The sequence below is a fragment of the Brachybacterium tyrofermentans genome (assembly GCF_014897585.1).
In the GTDB taxonomy this organism is placed as follows: domain Bacteria; phylum Actinomycetota; class Actinomycetes; order Actinomycetales; family Dermabacteraceae; genus Brachybacterium; species Brachybacterium tyrofermentans.
Genome location: NZ_JABUXW010000011.1, coordinates 55,092 through 71,613, shown reverse-complemented (window position 1 = coordinate 71,613; position 16,522 = coordinate 55,092). Strand labels below are relative to the sequence as shown.

The following is a 16,522-nucleotide window of genomic DNA, read 5'->3' as shown; positions in this document are numbered from 1 at the left end:
ATCCTCCTGGGCTGGTGGCGGGTCCCTGCCCACTCTAGGCAGAGACCGCCGGTTCGCGCTCGAGCGCGGCGAGCAGCGCGGTGACCGCGGCGCGACCGGCACGATTGGCGCCGATCGTCGAGGCGCTGGGGCCGTAGCCCAGCAGGTGGATGCGCGGGTCCGAGACCACGGCGGTGCCGTCCAGGGCGATGCCGCCGGCGGCGTTGTGCAGGCCCAGCGGCCGCAGATGGCGCACCTCGTGGCGGAACCCGGTGGCCCACAGGATCGTGTCGAGCCCGGTCTCCGTCCCGTCGGCCTCGCGCACCCCGTCGGGGGTGGTCCGCACGAACATCGGGCGGCGCTCGAGCAGCCCGCGACGCTGCGCGTCCCGCAGCGCGGGGGTCCAGCGCAGGCCGGTGTTCGAGACGACGGAGCCCACCGGAAGCCCCTGCCGCACCCGCTCGATGACCCCGGCGACCGCCTCGCGCCCGTCCTCCTGGGTGAACGGGCCGTCCTCGAGCACGGGCTCACTCCGCGTGTACCAGAACGTCTCGGCCACGTCGGCGATCTCTTGGAGGAAGCCGAGCGCGCTGATCCCTCCCCCGACGATGCCCACGCGCTGACCGGCGAAGTCCGCGGCCCGCACATAGTCCACGGTGTGCAGCTGCCGGCCGCGGAAGTCGGCAGCACCCGGAGTGGCGGGGAGGAAGGGTCTCGTCCAGGTCCCGGTGGCGTTGAGGATCGCGCGGGTGCGCAGCGGCGGCAGCGGGACGTCATCGGGCCCGAGGGCGTGCACCCGGAGCAGTGCTGTTCCTCCCTGGGCGGCGGTCTCCGGGTCGTCCTCGACCCGGACCACACGCACCGGCCGCTGGACCGGGACCTCGAACCGTCGCTCGAAGTCGGCGAAGTACTCGGGCACCGCACGGTTCGCGGGGTCGGCGGGATCGGCCTCGACCACCGGCATCCCGGGCAGCTCCCGGATCCCGTTGACGGTGGCCATGGTCAGGCTGTCCCAGCGATGCCTCCACGCCCCGCCCGGGCCGCTCCCGGCGTCGAGGATCACGACGCTGCGCTCTCCCGGTGCCGCCAGCGCCGCCGGTCGCACGCCCCGGCGCAGCAGATGATGGGCGGCCGAGAGCCCGGCCTGGCCGGCGCCGATCACCACGACGTCCACCACGCCGTCCACGCTGCCTCCAGGGATCCACATGTCCGGTCGAACTCCGAGCATGCCCGGGGTGTTCCCCGACGCGTCGGACATCACCGCGGCCTGTGCGGCATCAGCTCAGCAGAGCCGGTTCCTGCGCCGCTCGATCGGTCCCGGGTGCGACCGCCTCGACGGCGGCCAGGCCCCGCTCGAGATCGGCGGAGAGGTCCTCGAGGTCCTCGAGGCCGATGCTGAGGCGCACCGTGCCCGGGTGCACCCCGCAGGCCCGACGCTGGGGCTCGGTCAGATGCGAATGCGTCGTGGTCCCGGGGTGGCAGACCAGCGATCGGGCATCGCCGATGTTCACGGCGAGGGTGAACAGCTCCAGGGCGTTGCAGAAGGCGGCGGCCGCCTCCTCTCCCCCGGCGAGGTCCACGGAGAACACGCCGGAGGTGCCGTGGGGGAAGTCGCGACGGACGAGGTGCGCGTCGGGACGGCCCGGGATGCTCGGATGGTTGACCCGGGCGATCCCGGCGCTGCCATGCAGGCGCCCGGCGAGCGTCGCGGCATCGGCGCTGATCTTGCGCATCCGCAGGTCGAGGGTCTCGATGCCCACCAGGATCTGCTGCGCGCTGGTCGCCGGCAGCGTGGTCCCGAAGTCGGTGACGTACTTCGCGCGGGCGTACGACAGCAGCCCCGAGGCGCCGCGCTCGTAGTCGTCGGCGAAGACGACGCCGAAACGCCGGTTGCGGGTGGTCAGCCGCTGCCAGCGCTGCGGACATCGCCGCGGGTCGAAGCGCCCTGTGTCCACGATGATCCCCGCGATCGTGGTGCCGTGGCCGCAGAGGTACTTGGTGGCGGAGTGCACGACGACGTCGGCCCCGTGGTCGCCCGCCCGGTACAGCGCGGGGGTGGACAGCGTCGCGTCCACGACCACCGCCACGTCATGGGCGTGGGCGATCGCGCTGATCGCGTCGAGGTCCACGAGCTGCGCGCCGGGATTCGCGATGGATTCGACGAGCACCACGCGGGTGCTCGGGGTGATCGCGCGCTCCCAGGCATCGAGGTCCCAGGGGTCCACCGTCGTGGTCGTCACGGCGAGGTCGGCCAGGGTGTCGTCGAGGAACTCGGTGGTGCCGCCGTACAGCAGCGCGGAGGCGACGACGTGGCTGCCCGGCTCGAGCAGCGCGCACAGGGCGATCGTGGTGGCGGCCTGGCCGCTGGCCACCGCGATCGCCCCGATCCCACCCTCGAGCGCGGTGAGGCGCTGCTCGAGCACCGCCGTGGTGGGGTTGCCGGAACGGGCATAGGCGAAGCCGCTGCGGCGCCGGGCGAACAGCTCCTTGAGGGAATCGTGGTCCGGGTGCGCATAGGCGCTCGTCGCGTAGATCGGGGGTGTGACGGCGCCGTGCATGTCGCCGCCGCTCCAGCCTGCGTGGATCGCTGACGTGCTCACGTGGCCTCCCCGGGGGTGTCGTCCTGTGCGGAATCCTGCTCAGCTTCGGGGAGACCGCGCAGTGCGCGCGAGGAGTGTGACGGACTGTGGCCGTGCGCGGGCTTCACGTCGCACCGGGTCACGCACCGTCATGTCAGGCGGGAGAGCCGTCCTGCGTCCACACCTGCGAGGATCCGCGGCGGTGCGATCCCAGCAGATGGGTGTCGACCACGCCGAGAGCCTCCATGAGCGCGAACATCGTGGTGGGGCCGACGAAACGGAACCCGTGACGCTTGAGCTCCTTCGCCAGGGCGATCGACTCGGCACTGGTGGTGGGGACGTCCTGCGCGGTCGCGGGCATCGGGGTGCGCTCGGGCCGGTGGGACCAGACCAGATCCGCCAGATCGGCGCCGGGCCCGAGCTCGCCGCGCGGGCCGAGCCCGTCGAGGTCGCGCAGGGCGATCGTGGCCCGCGCGTTGGAGATCGTCGCCTCGATCTTGCCGCGATGGCGGATGATGCCCTCGTCGTGGAGCAGCCGCTCGACGTCCTCGGGACCGAAATCGGCCACGACCTCGATCTCGAATCCGGCGAAGGCCCGCCGGAACCCTTCGCGTCGGCGCAGGATCGTCGCCCAGGACAGCCCGGACTGGAACCCCTCGAGGGCGAGGCGCTCGAAGACTCCGTGCTCGTCACGCACCGGGAGGCCCCACTCGGTGTCGTAGTAGTGGCGGAGGTCCTCGTGCACGGAGGCCCAGGCCGGCCGGTGGAGCCCGTCGGGCCCGAGGACGAGACCGTCGGCCATCAGTCGTCGATCTTCCCGATGATCTCGCGCTTCTCGGCCTGGAACTGGTCCTCGATCCGACCCAGCGCCCAGTACGCGGAGACCGAGATCTGCTCGCGCGGGATCCCGGAGTCCTTCACGAGGAGCCGGCGCAGCTGCTTGGTCAGGCCGCGCTCGGCGTGGCAGAACACCTGCAGGCCCTCGGTGCGGGACAGGTCCAGACCGCGCACGGCCTCGAGCAGCTGCTCGCGCTCACCGACGATCCAGCGCAGCTCGACACCGGCGGGCCGTGGGAGCTCGAGCGCGTCCTCCTCGTGGTCGAGGTGGAGGAGCACGAGACCCTCGGCCTGCTCGTCCATGGCCTCGAGGGACGCGGCGATCGCGGGCAGCGCGGCGTGGTCGCCGATCAGCAGGTGGGTCCTGGTGCCGGGCTGCGGGGTGTAGCCGCCGCCGGCTCCGGAGAGGGCGATCAGGTCGCCGGGCAGGGCCTCGTCCGCCCAGCGGGCGGCGATCCCGCTGTCCTCGCCGTGGCCGTGCAGCACGAAATCCAGGTCGAGGGTGCGGGCCTCGTCGTCCCAATGACGCACGGTGTACGTGCGGCGTGCCGGGAGCAGCTCGGGCTGCTCCTCGCGGAGGGCGTCGAGATCGTACGGCGGGTGCAGGCCGGAGGCGGGATCCGCGATCAGCAGCTTGACGTAGGCGTCGGCGTTCTCGTTGCGGTTCAGGTGGTCGTACTGCTCCCCGCCCAGGGTCACTCGGAGCAGGCGCGGGGAGAGACGGGTCTTGCCCGTCACCTCGAGCACCGCCTGCTTCCGGGGGCGCTTCGCGGGGGCGGACGGGGCAGGCGTGGTCTCCATGTCTCCACATTACGCGACACCTGCGTTTCGTTAATGAACGGCAGCTGGGATCTCATCTGCTGGTCTCTGCTGGTCTCTGCCGGCTCTCGGATCACGACGTCTAAGCTGGCGACATGAGTGCACAGCGGTTCGCCGAGCTCGATGCCGTCGTCGTCGGCTCGGGGCCCAACGGCCTCGCCGCCGCCGTCACCCTCGCCCGCGCCGGGCTGCGGGTGCAGGTGCTGGAGTCGCAGGACACGATCGGCGGCGGCGCCCGCACCCTGGATCTCGGCCTCGCCCCCGGCATCACCCATGACATCTGCTCGGCCGTGCAGCCGCTCGCCCTGGCGAGCCCGTTCTTCCGTGCCTTCGACGTGAGGGCCCGAGGGGTGGAGCTGCGCACCCCCGAGGCGTCCTACGCCCAGCCCCTGGACGACGAGCCCGCGGCGATCGCCTGGCGGGACGTGGAGCGCACCGCCGCAGGCCTCGGGGCCGACGCCGCCGCCTGGCGCGCCACCCTCGGCACCCTCGCGGCCCACTGGGACCTGGTGGTCGAGCTGTCCCTGGGCGACAAGCGGTCCGTGCCGTCGGCGCTGCTGAGCCCCCGCACCCTCGCCGCGGCGCCGATGTTCGGTGCTCTGCTGGGCCTGCAGGGCACCGCCGCCTGGAACCTGCCCTTCCGCACGGAGCGGGCCCGGGCCCTCCTGACCGGGGTCGCCTCCCACGCGATCGGGGATCTTCCGTCCCTCGCCCTCGGCGCCACCTCCGCACTGCTGGGCACCCTGGCGCACGGCACCGGCTGGCCGATCCCCGTCGGCGGCTCGCAGGCGATCATCGACGCCCTCGTCGCCGACCTGCGCGCCCATGGCGGCGAGATCGTCACCGGTCACCACGTGAGCACCTGGCGCGATGTCCCGTCGGCGCGAGCGGTGCTGCTGGACACGACCGCCGGCGCCGCGGCGGACATCCTCGCGAACCGACTGCCCCGGTCCCTCGAGGACTCGCTGCGGCGCTTCCGGCACGGCAACGCCGCCGCGAAGGTCGACTTCGTGCTGTCCGGCCCGGTGCCGTGGCGCGATGCGGAGGTGGGCCGCGCCGGCACGCAGCACCTGGGCGGGACCCGTGCGCAGATGGCGGCCGCCGAGGCCGAGGTCGCGGCTGGCCGGGTCCCCGAGCATCCGGTGACGCTGGTCAGCGACCCGTCCGTCGGCGACCCCTCCCGCATCCAGGCCGGCCTGCGACCGCTGTGGGCCTACGCCCACGTCCCCACCGGCGACACCACGGACCCCACCGAGCTGGTCACGCGCCAGATCGAGCGCTTCGCGCCGGGATTCCGCGACGTGGTGGTCGCCTCTCGCGGGGTGAGCGCGGCAGACATGCCCCACCACAATCCCGCTCTCGTGGGCGGGGACATCTCGCTGGGGCAGGTCACCATGTGGCGCATGATCGCCCGACCCACCGCCCGTTGGGATCCGTACCGGCTCGCCGACACCGGCTGGTACCTGTGCTCCGCCGCGACGCCGCCCGGCCCGGGCGTGCACGGCATGAACGGCTGGCACGCCGCGCAACGGGTGCTGCGCCACGAGTTCGGGATCCACGAGCTGCCGGACCTGTCCCCGCAGACGGCCGACGTGACAGGCTCCGCGACTGACCCGTCACATCCGCGTTCCTGAACGTGACGGCGGACGTCCTGTGTCGCAGGATGATTGACCGTGAATTCTTCAGACCCCTCCGCTCCGACCCCGTCGGCCCCCGCGGCCGAGAGTCGTGAGGCGGATCTGCACAATCCCTCCGGCAAGACCTTCATGGGCCAGCCCCGGCCGCTGGCGAACCTGTTCAGCGTGGAGCTGTGGGAGCGCTTCAGCTTCTACGGCATGCAGGGCATCCTCGCGATCTACATGTACTTCTCGGCCACGGCCGGTGGCCTGGGGATCGACGAGGGCGTAGCCCTCAGCATCGTCGGTGCGTACGGCGGCTCGGTGTACATCTTCTCGATCCTCGGCGCGCTGGTCTCGGACCGGCTGCTGGGCCCGGAGAAGACCCTGTTCGGCAGCGCCGTGATGATCATGATCGGCCACCTCGCCCTGGCCCTCGTGCCGGGAGTGCCAGGCCTGGTCGCCGGACTGCTGCTGGTCGCGATCGGCTCCGGCGGCCTGAAGGCCACCGCCGCGACTCTCGTCGGCTCGCTGTACGACCTCCAGGACACCCGGCGCGACGCCGGCTTCTCCATCTACTACATGGGCGTCAACATCGGCGGGCTCTTCGGTCCGCTCGTGACCGGCTTCGCCCAGAAGGAATGGGGCTTCCACCTCGGCTTCGGGCTGGCCGCGATCGGCATGGCCGTCGGGCTCACGCAGTATCTGCTCACCCGTAGGTCGCTGCCGCGCACCGTGCACGTGGTCCCCGATCCCCTGCCGCGCTCGAAGTACCCGCTGTGGGCCGCGATCGCCGTGGTCGTGGTGCTGGTGGTGCTGATCCTCGTGCTCACCGGGGCGATGAATCCCGGCAACCTGGCGACCATCATGGTGAGCCTGTCGGTGGTCGGCGCGGTCGTCATCTTCACGTTGCTGCTGACCTCGAAGAAGGTGACCGGCGACGAGCGCTCGCGCGTGGTCGCCTTCATCCCGCTGTTCGTCGGGACCGCGGCGTTCTTCGCGCTTTTCCAGCAGCAGTTCACGGTGATCACGCTGTACTCGGACACCCGGCTGGACCGCAACCTGTTCGGCTGGGAGATGCCGATCTCCTGGGCGCAGTCCTTCAACCCGTTCTTCATCATCACGCTGGCACCCCTGTTCGCGGCGCTGTGGACGAAGCTCGGCACCCGCCAGCCCACCACCCCGAAGAAGTTCGCCCTGGGCATCATGCTGATGGGCGCGGCATTCCTGCTGTTCCTGCCGATGGTCCCGGTGGCCTCGGTGCCGGTGCTGTGGATCGCCCTGATCATGCTGGTCGCCACGCTCGGCGAGCTCTCGCTGTCCCCGGTGGGTCTCTCGCTCACCACGAAGCTCGCCCCCGCGGCCTTCCCGGTGATGATGATGGCGCTGTACAACCTGTCGATCGCCCTGGGCACGTCGCTCTCCGGTGCGCTCGCGCAGTTCTACTCCGCCGAGACCGAGGGCGCCTACTTCGGCATCCTCGGCGCGGTGACCATCGCGATCGGCCTGATCATGCTGGCGATCTCGAAGCCGGTGCACCAGGGCATGCGCGGCGTCCTCTGACGCCCCCGCTCCCCTGCCGTCAGGGCATGACGACGGGGATGAGCACGCCGATCACGGCGCACACGATGCCCAGACCGCCCGCGACGCGCAGCAGCGTCCGGGCGGTCGTGTCGTGCCAGCCCTTGAGCAGGCCCAGCGCGACGAAGAGCACGAAGGAGAGGACCGCGAGGGCCCCGACCGCGCTCAGCAGCGCGATCATCGGCCTTCTCCGGTCCGACGGGTCCGATGGATCGGCGGGCGGGCACGGGACGCGGGGACGGGTTCCATGGCCTCACCGTAGGAACTTTCGGTCAGATGTCCAAGTGGTCACCGGACCAGCGCGTCCCGAGCAGCGCCTTCACCATCACATCGTGCGTGCACCGTTGTGCGTTCACCGTCGTGCGATCACCGCTCAGCGCGCCCCGTCACGAACGCCCGGATCGTGGCCGCGTCGAGCTTGGGCCGACGGTCCGCGTCCGCGAGGCCGTTGGCCTCCTGGAGGGTGTCGGTGAGCTGCGTGTAGCAGTGACCGGCGAGCACGGGGCTGGCGTTGAGCGCGGCGAACAGCCCGCCCACCTTCGCCTCGAACTCCTCCGGGGTGGTGACCGTCGCGTAGCCCCAGGTGTTCTCGGCGGCGTAGGCGATCCCGCCGAACTCGGTGAGCATCACCGGGGCACCCTCGGTGACGTGCTGGGCGGCGTCGTCGACCGGGCGCCGACCCTGCGGACCCCGGCCCTCCAGGACGTCCTGCACCGCGGTGTCATCGGCATAACGACGCTCCAGGGTCGCGGCGTCGGTCGTGTAGTCGTGCAGCGCGAGGATGTCCCCGCCGGTGATCTCATAGCCGTCGTTGGCGACCACGGGCCGGCTCGGGTCCAGGGCCCGGGTGATCGCGGTCAGCGCGATCGTGAGGTCCTTCTGCGGGGCGTGGTCGGCGAGGTCGCGCACGCCCCAGGATTCGTTCATCGGCACCCACGTGACCACCGACGGATGGGCGCGCACCTGCTCGACGATCTCCGTCCACTCCGCGGTGATCGCGGCGACGGCGCGGGGTGAGTACGAGTAGGCGTTGGCGGTCTCGCCCCAGATCAGCAGGCCGAGCCGGTCCGCCCAGAACAGGAAGCGAGGATCCTCGACCTTCTGGTGGATACGGGCCGCGGTGAAGCCGAGCTCCTTGATCAGCTCCACCTCCTCCTTGTACGCCGCGAGGGTCGGTGCGGTGAGCTGGGAGGTGGGCCAGTAGCCCTGCTCGAGCACGGAGCGCACGAAGTACGGCTCCCCGTTGAGCAGGAACCGGCCGCGGTCGATGCCGGTGGTGCGCAGGCCGAGGTAGCTCGCGGCCTCGTCGACGACCTCTCCGTCGACGAGCACCTGCAGGGTGACGTCCACGAGGTGCGGATGCTCGGGGCTCCACAGCAGGCGGTCGCGGTCCTGGGTGTTGCGCACCGCGGGCACGTCGATGGTGGTCTGCACGCGCGGGTCGTGCGCGGCGACCTCGACGGCGCCCAGGCTCTGCTCCTCCCCCGCGAAGGCGATCCGCACGGTGGTGCCGGGCTCGGGCCGACGGGCCAGGCGCAGGGTCACGTCGACACGGGCGCGCGGCATGTCGAAGTCCCAGTGGAATCCGGTGACGTGCTGCTCGGCCACGGTCTCGAGCCACACGCTGCGCCAGATCCCGGTGGAGCGGTGGTACCAGATGCCGTGCGGTTCCTCGCGCCAGTCCTGCTTCCCCCGGGGCAGCTCGACGTCGTGCGGATCATCGTGGGCGCGCACCACGAGCACGTGCTCCGTGCCCTCGGTGAGGAGGTCGGTCAGATCGCAGGTGAAAGCGGTCTGCCCACCCACGTGATGCCCGGCCAGGTGCCCGTCCACCCACACGTGGGCCTCGTGGTCCACGGCGCCCATGTGCAGCAGGAGCCGCGTGCCGGCAGCGGCCGACGCGGTGATCGTGCGGCGGTACCAGACCACCGGGTGGAAGGCGGTGTCGTGGATCCCGGAGGCCTCGGACTCGGGCACGAAGGGCACGGTGATCTCGCGATCGAAGTGCTCGTCGCGGGCAGGCTCGAACCAGCGCTCGGCAAGGCCCACGCCGTCGTCGTCATGGGCGAATCCCCAGGCGCCGTCGAGCAGCGTCCAGTCCTCGCGAATCATCGTGGGGCGGGGGTGGGTGCCGTCATGCGTGGTGGCGCGCAGCGTCATCGTCGTTCGCTCCTGGTGGAGAGGGGGCCAGCGGTACCCGCACAGCCTGCCACAACTTCACTGCCCACGTGGGAATCAGGACTCCGTCGAGAGCACCACCAGCTCCTGCGTGGCCCGGGTCATCGCGACGTACCGCGCGACCGCGCCCTCGATGCCGGCCCCGAAGCTCTCCGGCTCCACGAGCACCACGAGGTCGAACTCGAGCCCCTTCACCAGGTGGGGCGGGAGCGTCATGACGCGCTCATGCCGGTACCCGGTGTCCTCCCCGATCACGCAGACCGTCCCCTCCTCGTGCTCGGCGAGCCAGCGCTGGAGGATCGTGCCGAGCTGGCCGGGTCGGCCGTGGCGCACGGGCAACCCGGACTCGCGGATCGAGGTCGGCACGTTCGCGTCGGGCAGCGCCGCCCGGATCACCGGCGCCGCACGCTCCATGACCTCTGCCGGGGTGCGGTAGTTCAGCGTGAGCGTGGACCGCTCCACCCGCTCCAGGCCCACCCGGGCGAGCCGCTCCTCCCAGGTCTCGGTGAAGCCGTGCGCCGCCTGCGCCCTGTCACCCACGAGGGTGAGGCTCTCCGACGGGCAGCGCCGCAGGATCATCGCCCACTGGGCATCGCTGAGCTCCTGCGCCTCGTCGACGACGACGTGGGCGAACGGGCCGGCCAGCACGTCCGGTGCCGCGACCTCGACGTAGGTGGAGTCCTCCAGCGCGTTGCGCAGGTCCTCGCCGCGCAGCATGGACATCTCCTTCATGTCGGAGCTGTCGGAGGCGATGAGGTAGTCGGTCATCAGCTCCACCTCCTCGACGGTCTCCCGGCGGGCCGCGTCCTGCCGGCGACGCCGACCGTCGGCTCCCGGATCGCCGAGCCGGTGCCGGGCGGCGTCGAGCAGCGGCAGGTCCTCGAGCGTCCACGCGCGGGGCTGCTCGCGCTGCAGGATCCGCACCTCCTGCGGACCCAGGGTGGGCGCGCATCGCCGCAGGTAGGCGGGGACCTCGAAGAGATCCCCGACGAGATCCGTCGCCTCCAGCAGCGGCCAGGCCCGGTGCACGATCACCACGAGCTCCTCGTCCGCGGCGAGCTCCTCGCGCACCTGCTCGACGACCAGGTCCTCCTCCGGATCCTCGCCCGGGTCGAGCTGCGCCAGGACGATCTCCGCCAGCTCCTGCCAGATCTCGTCGCGCGCGAGGTTGTGCGGGGTCGAAGGATGCACGGCCTCGAAGGCGTCGGCGAAGTGCTCGGGTTCCAGCCGCACGGGGCCCCACTGGCTCTCGAGCACGTGCGCCACCTCCGGCGGCTCCTCGTACAGGGCGACCGCGGGCTCGATCGCGGTGACCAGCGCAGGACCTGCCTTGAGCGCCGACACCTGCGGATCGCTCTCGGGGACCGCATGCGCACCCTCGGGCACCAGGTCGGCGAGCGTGCAGGTGAGCACGTCCTCCTCGCCGAGGCTGGGGAGCACATCGGCCACGTAGCGGAGGTAGGGCTGATGAGGGCCGACGACGAGCACCCTGCCGCGGCGGTCCCGCAGGCGCGGGTCCGTGTACAGCAGGTAGGCGGTGCGGTGCAGGGCGACGACGGTCTTGCCGGTGCCGGGCCCTCCCTCGACCACCAGCGGGCGACGGGAGCTCGCGCGGATGATGGCGTCCTGGTCTGCGGCGAGGGTGGTCAGCACGGAGCCCATCTGCGGGGTGCGCGCGCGGGTCAGGGCGTCCAGCAGCGCCGACTCCTCGTCCGGGCTGGTCCCGAGCTCTGCGCCGTCGCCCTGCTCCGCGCTCTCCCCCAGCGTCTCGTCCCAGTAGTCGCGGATCCGGCCGCCCTCCCAGCGGTACCGGCGGCGGGAGAGCAGCCCGTGCGGGTGCGCACGGGTCGCGGCGAAGAAGGGCTCGGCTGCCTGCGAACGCCAGTCCAGCAGGAGCGGGGTGCCGCCGTCGTCGTGGACCGCCAGCCGTCCCACGTAGAGCGGCGCCGAACCGTCCTGCGGGGTCATCCGACCCAGCACGGCGTCCAGCTCGACGCGCCGCAGCCCGTGCAGGCGTGCGCGGAAGTGGTCCACGCGCGCCTCGCGCTCGACCCGTCCCGCGGCGTCCCCGGTCTGATGGAGGAGCGTCTCCTCGAGGTTGCCCTGCACCTCGCGGATATCCTCCGCGAGCGCCTCCGCGACCTGCCGGAAATACGCGTCGTCAGCGGCGATGCGGGCGGGCGCGGCCTTGTGAGCCCGTTGCCCGCGCAGGTCGAAAATGCTGGTCGTGGTCATGGTTCCCCCGGTGCTCGATGTGATCGACCGGTGATTCTTGCGCACCGGGGGGACCTTGCCGCAAGCCCCCCACCAGGGCATATACTGGGATTACGGCGCAGGGGGGACGCAGGTGGAACGCAGGGAGAATTCCGCCGGAAGTGGCCCGCGGAGCCGGGCCGCCGCTCAGAACAGCTGCTGGTTGTCCGCGCTGCTCCAGGCCCCGACGACGGGGAACTCCATCACCCGCAGCCTCGCCGTCCCGTAGGGCACCAGGCGGAACCCATGGATCGGCCCGTGGTCGAGCACCGGGCTCGCCGGCGGAACGGCGGCGGAGGCGCCGTCCTTCCCCCACTGCCGCACCCTGGCACCCACGGCCTCCACGGTCGTCGCCTCGCCGAGCGAGAACGGCACCTCCGGCACCGCGCCGCGACGCACCGCCCACTCGGGCGCCTTCTCGAGATCTGCGAGCGCCCAGTTCCAGGTGGTGCGGGGATGCACGGTCCACTCCCCCAGCCCCGGGGCGTCGGGCACCTCAGTCCAGATCTCCCCGGGGCTCGCGACCATCACGAGCGGGCCGAGGTGCACCGCGGCGGCCTGGCGCTCCCGGCGCACGACCCGCGGGCGCATCGGCAACGTCAGCTCGAGGGTCACCTCGCCGGACCACTCCCGGTCGATCTCGACGTGCCCATCACTGCCTGCCTTCGCGATTCCCGCCTCGACGGCGAGCTGTACCCCGTCGACCCGGAGCGTCGGGTCCTCGCACCACGAGGGCACCCGCAGCCGCAGCGGGAAGCGCACGCCGGGCTCGTCGGCGTCGACGGTGATCCGCACCGTGTCCTCGAAGGGGTAGTCGGTCTCGACGTCGATCCGCACCGGGATGCCGCGCACCTCGGTGCTCACCGTGGCGGGGGCGTAGGCGACCGCTCGCAGGGCGTCGTCGGCGTCGCGCGCCCACAGGGAGGTGGCGAACTTCGGCCATCCCTGGTGGAGGTTCGCGGTGCAGCACCCGAAATGCGGTTCGAGGCCGAAGATGTTCGCGTCATCGCTCGAGTAGGACCAGTCCCGCCGGGCCACGGAGATCTCGAGCTGGGTGCCCTGCTGGTGGTACTGGTGGCCACGCATCGACGGGTCGCTCGAGGCGGGCAGCAGGTTGTAGGCGAGCGATTCGAGACGGTCCCCGTGGTGCGCGTCCCCGAACACTCGGGAGAGGGTCGAGGCGGTGTGCATCATCTCGACCACGAGGCAGGTCTCGATGCCGGCGGTGGCCTCCCGCCCGCCGAGCCACTCGTCCCCGGAGAACCAGCCGTGGGCCTGTCCGTGCCAGCGGTCCAGGGCGGCGAGGGCGGCCTCGGTGCGGTCGCGGTGGGCGGGGTCGCCGTCGAGCAGATGAGCGGTCGCCCCGGTCTTCAGACCCTGGGCGACGTTCACCCCATGGGTGGAGTGGGTGAACACCTGGGCCTGCCCGGTGATCAGCTCGGTGGTGAGGTGGTCGTTCCAGTCGAAGGTCTGCTCCTGCACCAGCGCGGCGAGCTCGAGCAGCCAGTCCTCGCCGGTGGCGCGATGGGTCCAGGCGATGGTGAGCACGTCCTCGGCCCCGCGTGCCCTGCCCCAGTCGGTCAGCGGCCGTGAGGGCAGATGCTCGCGCTGGTAGCGGTGCCAGCGCAGCAGGAACGGGGCCACGCGCTCGTCGCCGGTGGCCTCGGCGTGCTGGACGAGGACCTTGGCGGCGACCATGCGCGGCCACCAGTCCTCGGTCGCCGCCGGGCCGAAGAACCCGTCGGCACGCTGGGAGGCGAGCATCCACTCGATCCACGGCTGGGCCTTCGCGATCAGCGACTCGTCGCCGAGGGCGTGCGCGAGCGGCACGAGCCCGTCGAGGTAGTACGGGCCGCGCTCCCAGCTCTCCCCCGTCCCGCCGAGCCAGCCGCTGTCGGCGCCCACGTCGGGCCAGATCTCCTCGAGCTGCCCGGTGATGTTCTCGGCCTGGAGCCGCAGCTGGCGCTCGAGCCATCCCCGGGGCCTGATCACGCCGGGCGGCAGGGCGGTGGAGGCGGCGTGCAGGCGGGTGGTGGGCAGCGTCATCGTCGATCGCTCCTGGGAGTGTGGCAGCAGTGCGCGGCTCCACGATAGGTGGCGCGGCCGCAATACTGGAGGGGTGACCACGCTTCCCGCCGACCGTCTCCTCGAACTGGTTCCTGCGGACGGGGTGATCGGTCTGGGTGAACCGACCCATGGCAGCGCGAACGCCTTCGCGGCGAAGATGGAGCTGGTGCTCGAGCTCGCTCGTCGCGGGAAGCTCTCGGCCCTCGCGTTCGAGGAGTCCTACGCACTGGGTCTGCAGGTGGACAGGGCGCTTCGCGGTGACGGAGACCTCGACGCCGCCTGGGCCCGGGCCACCTCCGTGTGGAGAACCCCGGTGATCCGCGAGGGTCTCGGCGCGCTCCGGGATCTGAACCGCTCGCTGCCCCCGGATCGCCGCATCGCGTTCCTCGGGATCGACATCAAGAAGCCGTCCCTCGCCGCGCAGGGCCTGCTCGACCGCGGCCACGACGAACCGCCGCTGCACGAGCTCGCCGGCGGCAGCGATCCCCTCGGCCCCGCCCGGGCGAACCTCACCCGTCTCTGCCGCCGGCTCGCCACGGGTCCCGAACCGTCGACGGGAGCCCTCGCCCGTCAGCTCCTCCGCTGGATCGAGGCCTACCGGGATGCACCAGAGCTTCCGGATCTCCACCTCCGCGACAGGTTCATGGCCGCCACCCTCCTCGAACAGCGGCCGACGAACGGGCTCACCGCGCTGTGGGCCCACAACGAGCACGTGGCGATCAACCCCGACTTCTACGGAGGGCCCGCGATGGGGCAGGTTCTGGCCGATGAACTCGGCGGTGACTACGCCGCGGTCGGCATCCTGTGCGGTGAGGGCATGTGCCGGGCGGTGGACCCGTCGACCGGCGAGGACGACTACCGCTCCGTGCCGCTCCCCGCAGTGCTGCCCGGCTCGACGGAGGCGGCGCTCGCCGCCCGTAACGACTCGTTCGTCCTCACCACCGAGTTCTCCCATCCCGGGCCCCGGCGATTCCTCGGCTGGAAGATCGACTCCTCAGCACCCGTCACGCAGCGCGGCGACATCGACATCGCCCGGCCCGCCTCGGACTTCACCGCGATTGCGTACCTGCCCGGCAGCGTCGCCGACACCGCCTGGGTCCCGGCCCACTAGATCCGGCCGTCGGTTCCGTCATCCGGTGCGTTCTGGTCCCTGATCAGCGCGACGAGGGCGACCATCACGGCAGGGGAACCGGTGTAGTGCTCGCCGTCCCGCTCGAGGATCCCGATCTCGGCGAGGTCGCCGAGGTCCCTCTGCACGGCGACGAAGCGGCTGACCTCGTCGCGGTCCCACTCCCCGGTGGCCGGGTCGATCGGGACCTGCGGGGCGTACGGATCGGCCGACTGCAGGCGGGGCAGGGTGAGCCCTGAGGGTCCGCAGGCCGTGAGCAGCGCGGCGATGGTGTCGGGCATCCCGCGGAACCCTCCGTCCTCCATCTCCCGGGCGTCCTTGCCGAAGAGGTGCGCGGTGAGCACCGCATGGCCGAACTCGACGAAACCCTCTGCGGCCTCGGAGTCGGCATCAGGGGCGACGTAGGGCACGGGTCCCGGCCGACGGCGCACCCGGGAGCCGGTGACCTCGAGCCAGCCGCCGTCCAGCAGGGTGACCCAGGGACCGGCGAGCTCGGGACGTTCCCACATCGTCCGCACCGCCGGCGCCGTCCCCGCGTGCTCGCCCTCCAGCAGCACGATGCAGTCCGCCCGGTTCAGCGCGCCGGTGGCGGTGACGGGACGGTCCCCGTCCCCGAGGAGATCGAGGAGGGCCGCGGCCCGGCGCACGAAGGCGTTGCCGGCGTAGACCGCGTGGTCATCCCCGGGGACCATGTCCTCCAGGGCGATCCCGTCGTCCTCGTCGAGCGCGGGCAGGAACCACGGCCAGGTCCCCGAGACGGTGCTGTCGGTCCGGGCGGCCTGCATCTCCTCCTCGCGATCGAAGGCCACCGTCGGCGCGGGCAGGCGTCCGGTGTCGCTGAGCTCGACGCGCTCCTCGTCGGGCAGCGAGTTGTACCAGTGCATGTAGCCGGCCAGCTGCTCGTCGTCCTCGAGGTCGACTCCGAGGGCCATGCCGTGACCCAGCACGTTCGTGGAGAAGGAGCGGCGCGAGGGGTCATCCGCCGCCTCGAGGGTCGCGAACTCCAGCGACTCCACCATCGCGGGCGCCTCCGTGATCGGCATCGCGCCGGCTTCCCAGCGACCGGTCTCCGCGAGATAGGTGAAGAAGCGCACCAGCGTGGGCACCATGTCCATCACGCGCTCGCGCGGTTGGACGACGGTGCGCGGCACGACCTCGGTGAGCAGCTGCGTGGCGAGCTCCTGCGTCCACCATCCGGGCTCCGGGCTCCCCTGCTGCTCGGCCTTCAGGCGCAGCAGCGTCTCCAGAGTGCTGACCTCTCCCGCCACCGGGGCCTCGTCATCGGCCGTGATGCGCCAGGTGCCGTACTCGGACAGCACGAGCTCGCGCTCCTGCTTCCACTGCTCGTCCGTCATCTCCGCCATCCCCCCAGCATGACGGCCCACGACGGTTCCTGCCACCGGACGTTCACCCGTTCGCCCCTCCCCGGGAGCGCAGGGAGCATACGGTGTGGGCGCCCCCACCCATTCTCCCCACCTCTCCCG

12 protein-coding genes are annotated in these 16,522 nt (G+C 71.8%); 3 read left to right on the top strand and 9 right to left on the bottom strand.

The window, feature by feature from the left end:
* Nucleotides 1–34: 34 nt before the first annotated feature.
* The 4 genes from INT49_RS09720 to INT49_RS09705 form a co-directional block, all read right to left on the bottom strand.
* Nucleotides 35–1,186: an FAD-dependent oxidoreductase gene (locus tag INT49_RS09720; protein WP_193117608.1), complete on the bottom strand. Its 1,152-nt coding sequence runs from the start codon at nt 1,184–1,186 to the stop codon at nt 35–37.
* Between the two features lie 70 nt (nt 1,187–1,256).
* Nucleotides 1,257–2,579, bottom strand: coding sequence for an O-acetylhomoserine aminocarboxypropyltransferase/cysteine synthase family protein (locus tag INT49_RS09715; RefSeq protein ID WP_193117539.1), 1,323 nt, complete (start codon nt 2,577–2,579; stop codon nt 1,257–1,259).
* A 133-nt stretch (nt 2,580–2,712) separates the two neighbouring features.
* Nucleotides 2,713–3,360, bottom strand: coding sequence for a DNA-3-methyladenine glycosylase I (locus INT49_RS09710; protein ID WP_193117538.1), 648 nt, complete (start codon nt 3,358–3,360; stop codon nt 2,713–2,715).
* On the bottom strand, nt 3,360–4,196 hold the full coding sequence (locus INT49_RS09705) for a siderophore-interacting protein (protein ID WP_193117537.1): 837 nt from the start codon (nt 4,194–4,196) through the stop codon (nt 3,360–3,362). The genes INT49_RS09710 and INT49_RS09705 overlap by 1 nt, the downstream gene beginning before the upstream one ends.
* Nucleotides 4,197–4,309: 113 nt before the next feature.
* Between INT49_RS09705 and INT49_RS09700 the strand changes: the two genes are divergently transcribed.
* Together INT49_RS09700 and INT49_RS09695 are read left to right on the top strand one after the other, a co-directional pair.
* Nucleotides 4,310–5,848, top strand: a complete 1,539-nt coding sequence (locus INT49_RS09700; RefSeq protein WP_193117536.1) for a phytoene desaturase family protein — start codon at nt 4,310–4,312, stop codon at nt 5,846–5,848.
* Between the two features lie 132 nt (nt 5,849–5,980).
* Entirely contained in the window at nt 5,981–7,393 is a 1,413-nt protein-coding gene (locus tag INT49_RS09695; RefSeq protein WP_193117607.1) for a peptide MFS transporter, read from the top strand.
* A gap of 19 nt (nt 7,394–7,412) precedes the next feature.
* On the opposite strand, the gene INT49_RS09690 is transcribed toward INT49_RS09695, so the two are convergent.
* The 4 genes from INT49_RS09690 to INT49_RS09675 all read right to left on the bottom strand — a co-directional run bounded on the left by INT49_RS09690 (nt 7,413) and on the right by INT49_RS09675 (nt 13,888).
* Entirely contained in the window at nt 7,413–7,592 is a 180-nt protein-coding gene (locus INT49_RS09690) for a hypothetical protein (RefSeq protein ID WP_193117535.1), read from the bottom strand.
* Between the two features lie 185 nt (nt 7,593–7,777).
* Entirely contained in the window at nt 7,778–9,571 is a 1,794-nt protein-coding gene (locus INT49_RS09685) for a glycoside hydrolase family 2 protein (protein WP_193117534.1), read from the bottom strand.
* A gap of 75 nt (nt 9,572–9,646) precedes the next feature.
* Complete coding sequence (gene helR, locus INT49_RS09680; RefSeq protein ID WP_193117533.1) at nt 9,647–11,824, bottom strand: RNA polymerase recycling motor ATPase HelR; 2,178 nt, start codon at nt 11,822–11,824, stop codon at nt 9,647–9,649.
* A gap of 165 nt (nt 11,825–11,989) precedes the next feature.
* The gene (locus INT49_RS09675; RefSeq protein WP_193117532.1) at nt 11,990–13,888 is read right to left on the bottom strand and encodes a beta-L-arabinofuranosidase domain-containing protein; all 1,899 of its coding nucleotides are present in this window, start codon (nt 13,886–13,888) and stop codon (nt 11,990–11,992) included.
* 73 nt (nt 13,889–13,961) lie between these two features.
* On the opposite strand from INT49_RS09675, the gene INT49_RS09670 reads away from it, so the two are divergent.
* Nucleotides 13,962–15,020: an erythromycin esterase family protein gene (locus INT49_RS09670; protein WP_193117531.1), complete on the top strand. Its 1,059-nt coding sequence runs from the start codon at nt 13,962–13,964 to the stop codon at nt 15,018–15,020.
* Here the strand turns inward: INT49_RS09670 and INT49_RS09665 are convergent.
* Nucleotides 15,017–16,402, bottom strand: a complete 1,386-nt coding sequence (locus INT49_RS09665) for a hypothetical protein (protein ID WP_226850132.1) — start codon at nt 16,400–16,402, stop codon at nt 15,017–15,019. The genes INT49_RS09670 and INT49_RS09665 overlap by 4 nt on opposite strands.
* Between the last annotated feature and the right edge of the window lie 120 nt (nt 16,403–16,522).

Coding starts and splice junctions, on each gene's coding strand:
- INT49_RS09700 (WP_193117536.1), top strand. CDS start 4,310: ATGAGTGCACAGCGGTTCGCCGAGCTCGATGCCGTCGTCGTCGGCTCG.
- INT49_RS09695 (WP_193117607.1), top strand. CDS start 5,981: ATGGGCCAGCCCCGGCCGCTGGCGAACCTGTTCAGCGTGGAGCTGTGG.
- INT49_RS09705 (WP_193117537.1), bottom strand. CDS start 4,196: ATGGAGACCACGCCTGCCCCGTCCGCCCCCGCGAAGCGCCCCCGGAAG.
- INT49_RS09675 (WP_193117532.1), bottom strand. CDS start 13,888: ATGACGCTGCCCACCACCCGCCTGCACGCCGCCTCCACCGCCCTGCCG.
- INT49_RS09690 (WP_193117535.1), bottom strand. CDS start 7,592: ATGATCGCGCTGCTGAGCGCGGTCGGGGCCCTCGCGGTCCTCTCCTTC.
- helR (WP_193117533.1), bottom strand. CDS start 11,824: ATGACCACGACCAGCATTTTCGACCTGCGCGGGCAACGGGCTCACAAG.
- INT49_RS09685 (WP_193117534.1), bottom strand. CDS start 9,571: ATGACGCTGCGCGCCACCACGCATGACGGCACCCACCCCCGCCCCACG.
- INT49_RS09720 (WP_193117608.1), bottom strand. CDS start 1,186: ATGTGGATCCCTGGAGGCAGCGTGGACGGCGTGGTGGACGTCGTGGTG.
- INT49_RS09710 (WP_193117538.1), bottom strand. CDS start 3,360: ATGGCCGACGGTCTCGTCCTCGGGCCCGACGGGCTCCACCGGCCGGCC.
- INT49_RS09665 (WP_226850132.1), bottom strand. CDS start 16,402: ATGGCGGAGATGACGGACGAGCAGTGGAAGCAGGAGCGCGAGCTCGTG.